The sequence below is a fragment of the Gemmobacter sp. genome (assembly GCF_016792925.1).
Classification (GTDB): Bacteria; Pseudomonadota; Alphaproteobacteria; order Rhodobacterales; family Rhodobacteraceae; genus Gemmobacter.
Genome location: NZ_JAEULU010000266.1, coordinates 1 through 3,944 on the forward strand (window position 1 = coordinate 1; position 3,944 = coordinate 3,944).

The 3,944-nt window shown below is 67.0% G+C and carries 4 protein-coding genes; 2 read left to right on the plus strand and 2 right to left on the minus strand.

Translation table 11 applies throughout. The features are described 5' to 3' along the window. Both JNN06_RS12760 and JNN06_RS12765 read right to left on the minus strand, forming a co-directional pair. Positions 1-222 (minus strand): hypothetical protein (locus tag JNN06_RS12760; RefSeq protein ID WP_291239973.1); only part of this gene is annotated, 222 nt, incomplete at its 3' end. Beyond that, a complete protein-coding gene (locus tag JNN06_RS12765; RefSeq protein WP_291239974.1) occupies positions 219-1,883 on the minus strand; it encodes an NAD+ synthase in 1,665 nt (554 codons plus the stop codon). The genes JNN06_RS12765 and JNN06_RS12760, both read right to left, overlap by 4 nt. 111 nt (positions 1,884-1,994) lie before the next feature. Here JNN06_RS12765 and JNN06_RS12770 point away from each other — a divergent pair, with 111 nt between their 5' ends. Both JNN06_RS12770 and JNN06_RS12775 read left to right on the plus strand, forming a co-directional pair. After that, positions 1,995-3,692: a 2-isopropylmalate synthase gene (locus JNN06_RS12770; protein WP_291239975.1), complete on the plus strand. Its 1,698-nt coding sequence runs from the start codon at positions 1,995-1,997 to the stop codon at positions 3,690-3,692. Between the two features lie 17 nt (positions 3,693-3,709). After that, the coding region (locus tag JNN06_RS12775; protein ID WP_291239976.1) for a type II 3-dehydroquinate dehydratase at positions 3,710-3,944 on the plus strand (235 nt) is incomplete at its 3' end.

Sequence of the window (3,944 nt, forward strand, 5' to 3'; positions counted from 1 at the left end):
CGAGGCGGCGATATAGACGCCGCCGTAGATGGCAAAGCTGCGCCCGGCGCTTTCGGGCGGGGTGAGGGCCAGCAGGCCCGCGAAGGCGGCCAAAGCGAGGCCGCCGGGGATCAGCCACAGCGCCGAGGCCCCCGCCCGCCACCACGCCCAGACGGCAGAGCAGCCCGCGATCTCGCAGGCGGCGGCGGCGAGGTAGAGAAGCGCCGTCACGCTCCCCGTCACGAAGTGTCGCGGAAACGGTTGGCGATGGGGTAGCGGCGGTCGAGCCAGAAGGCGCGCGGGGTGAGGCGGACGCCGGGGGCGGATTGGAAGCGTTTGTATTCCGCGATGTAGAGCAGGTGTTCGATGCGTTTCACCGTGGCGCGGTCAAAGCCGCGGGTAACCAGATCGGCCACGCTGTCTTCGCGGTCGACGAGGCCTTCCAGAATGGCGTCCAGCACCTCATAGGGCGGCAGGCTGTCCTGATCGGTCTGGTTGGGGCGCAGCTCGGCGCTTGGCGGTTTGGTGATGATGCGGTCGGGGATCACCTCGCCCGCCGGGCCGGCCATCCACGCCCGGTGGTTCTCGTTCCGCCAGCGGCAGGTCTCGAACACGCGGGTTTTATACATGTCTTTCAGCGGGTTATAGCCGCCATTCATATCGCCATAGATGGTGCAATAGCCCACGGCCATTTCGGATTTATTGCCGGTGGTCAGCAGCATCTCGCCAAATTTGTTCGAGATCGCCATGAGCATCACGCCGCGCAACCGGCTTTGGATATTCTCTTCGGTCACGCCGGATTCGGTGCCTGCGAACAGATGCGCCAGCGCCTGCCCCACGGCCTCTTGCCCGCCCGAGATCGGCACGGTGTCGAGGCGACAGCCAAGCGCTTTGGCGCATTCTGCCGCATCCTCCAGCGAATGCGCCGAGGTATAGGCCGAGGGCAGCATGACGCAGCGCACATTCTCCGGCCCCAAGGCATCGGCGGCAATCGCCGCCACCAGCGCGGAATCGACGCCGCCCGACAGGCCCAGCAGCGCCTTCTTGAAGCCGGTTTTCGCCATGTAATCGCCCAAGGCCATGACACAGGCGCGATAATCGGCCTCCCACACGCGCGGGATTTCGGCCAGCTCGCCCTTGCGCGCCCGCCAGCCCTCTGCCGTGCGGTCAAAATCGACATGGGCAAGGCAGGTGTCGAATTGCGGCATTTGCACCGCCAACTCGCCGCCGGGGTTCAGCACCATGGAGGAGCCGTCAAACACCTGATCATCCTGCCCGCCGACCATATTCAGGTAGACCAGCGGCAGGCCGGTCTCGATCACCCGGGCCACCATGAGGTTCAGCCGCAGATTGGGCTTGCCGCGATGATAGGGCGAGCCATTGGGCACCAGCAGGATTTCGGCTCCAGTCTCGGCCAGCGTTTCGGCCACGTCAGGGTGCCAGGCATCCTCGCAGATCGGCGAGCCGATGCGCAGCGGGCCGATGCGGTACGGCCCGGCCACATCGGCGGGCTGGAACACGCGTTTCTCGTCGAACACATCGGTGTTGGGCAGGTGGTGTTTCAGCACCCGCGCCACCACCTCGCCGCGCTCCAATATCCAATAGGCATTGTGCAGCCGCTCGCCCACCCGGGCCGGGCCGCCGATGCCGATGGCGGGGCCATCGGCGCAATCCTGCGCCAGCTGGCGGATCGCCGCCTCGACCTGATCGACGAAGACGGGTTTCAGGATCAGGTCCTGGGTCTGGTAGCCGGTGATGAACATCTCGGTCAGGGCCAGCATGTCGGCGCCTGCGGCCTTGGCCGTTTCCCATGCTGCGCGGGCCTTGGCGGCATTGCCTGCCAGATCGCCCACCACCGGGTTCAGCTGCGCGAGGGTAAGGCGGAAAGTATCGGCTGAGGGCATGGGGCACGCTCCGTCATGCGGGCGCGGACCAGGGCTGCGCCAAAGGATTTGACTTGCTTTCTAGCAGACTGATCGCCAAGGAAAAGACGGCAAGAGTTCAGGGAGGCCGGAATGCGGCTGGCAATCGGGATCGCGGTTCTGGGGATCATGGCGGCAGGCGTCGCGCAGGCGCAGGACAGCGGCGATGTTCTGGTCAAGCAATATGATGACGGCTCGGTCTATGAGGGCACGTTCCTGAACGGCAAGCAGCATGGCACCGGCACTTACAAGCTGCCCAATGGCTATGAATATGCCGGGGAATGGGCCAATGGGCAGATCATGGGTCAGGGCATTGCGCGCTATCCCAATGGCTCGGTCTATGAGGGGGCCTTTGTGGCGGGCAAGCCCGAGGGCAAGGGCAAGATCACCTATGCCGATGGATCCACCTATGAGGGCGCCTGGGTCGCGGGCGAGATCGCGGGGGCGGGCGTGGCACGCTATGCCGATGGCTCGGTCTATGAGGGCGCGTTCAAGGATGGCAAACCCGAGGGCAAGGGCAAGATGACCTCCTCGGCCGGTGTGGTGTCGGAGGGCGACTGGGTGGGCGGCCTGAAACAGGGCGCGGGCAAGGTGACCTATCCCGATGGCACGCTGTATGAAGGGGGCATGCTGGCGGGCGCGCGCTCGGGCAAGGGCAAGCTGACCATGCCCGACGGGCTGGTCTATGAAGGCGATTGGGCCAAGGGCCAGATCAACGGGTTGGGCCGTTTGGTGCAGCCCAATGGCGATATTTACGAGGGTGCCTTTGTCGAGGGCCAGCGGCAGGGCCGTGGCAAGATGACCTACAAGGACGGCTCGGTCTATGAGGGCGATTTCCGCGGCGACCAGCGCGAGGGGCGCGGGGTGTTCCGCGCGCCGGATGGCTATAGCTATGACGGCCAGTGGCTTGCGGGCAAGATGGAGGGCACGGGGCGGCTGAGCTATGCCGATGGCTCGGTTTACGAGGGCGCCTTCAAGGCCGATCAGCCCGAGGGGCAGGGCCAGATCACCTATCGCGACGGCTCGGGCTATCAGGGCGCCTGGAAGGGCGGCGAGATCGCGGGCAAAGGGCGCGCCACCTATGCCGATGGCGCGGTTTATGTGGGCGAGTTCGCGCAGGAAAAGGCCCATGGCGAGGGCGTGCTGACCCGGCCCGATGGCTATCGCTATGAGGGCGCATGGCAGGCGGGCAAGCGCACCGGGCAGGGCCGCGCCACCTATCCCGATGGCACGGTGTATGAAGGCGCCTTTGTCGATGGCGCGCGGCAGGGTCAGGGCGTGATCACCACGCCGGATGGCTTCAGCTATTCCGGCCAGTGGCAGGCGGGCGAGATGACCGGCGTGGGCGTGGCCAGCTATGTCGGCGGCGACCGCTATGAGGGGAGTTTCCTCAAGGGCAAGCGCGAGGGGCAAGGCAAGCTGACCTATGCCACCGGCGAAGTGGCCGAGGGCAAATGGCGGGCGGGCATTCTGGTGGCAGCGCCGCCCGAGGTCTCGACCGTGGCGCCTGCCTCTCCCGCGCCCGTGGCCGAGGAGGCCCCCGCCGCGCCGGGGACCGTGGCGGCGCCGGTCAGCCCTGCGGCGCCCGCAGCGCCCTTGGAGGCCGATGGCAGCGATACCGCCCCCAGCCTCGCGGGCAGTGCGGCGGCGCAGGCGGCCTCGACTGCGGGCGTGGAGGCGGGCGTGGAGGCGGCCCCCGTGGCGCAGGCCCCAAGCCCCTGGGATGGCACGCCCTCGGTGGCGCCGGGGCCATCGGATGTGAAACCCCTGCCCCGCCCGGCGCGCAACTGAAGCGGAGGACCATGGCGATGAAACCGATCCATATTCTGAACGGGCCGAACCTGAACCTGCTGGGGCTGCGCCAGCCCGAGATTTATGGCCGCGAGACGCTGGCCGATGTGGCGGCGCGCTGTGCGGCGCTGGCGGCGGAGCTGGGGGTGGAGGTCACCTTTCAGCAATCGAACCATGAGGGCGCGATTGTCGAGATGATCCATGCGGCGCGCGATCAGGCCTCGGCCATCGTGATCAACCCTGCCGCCCATA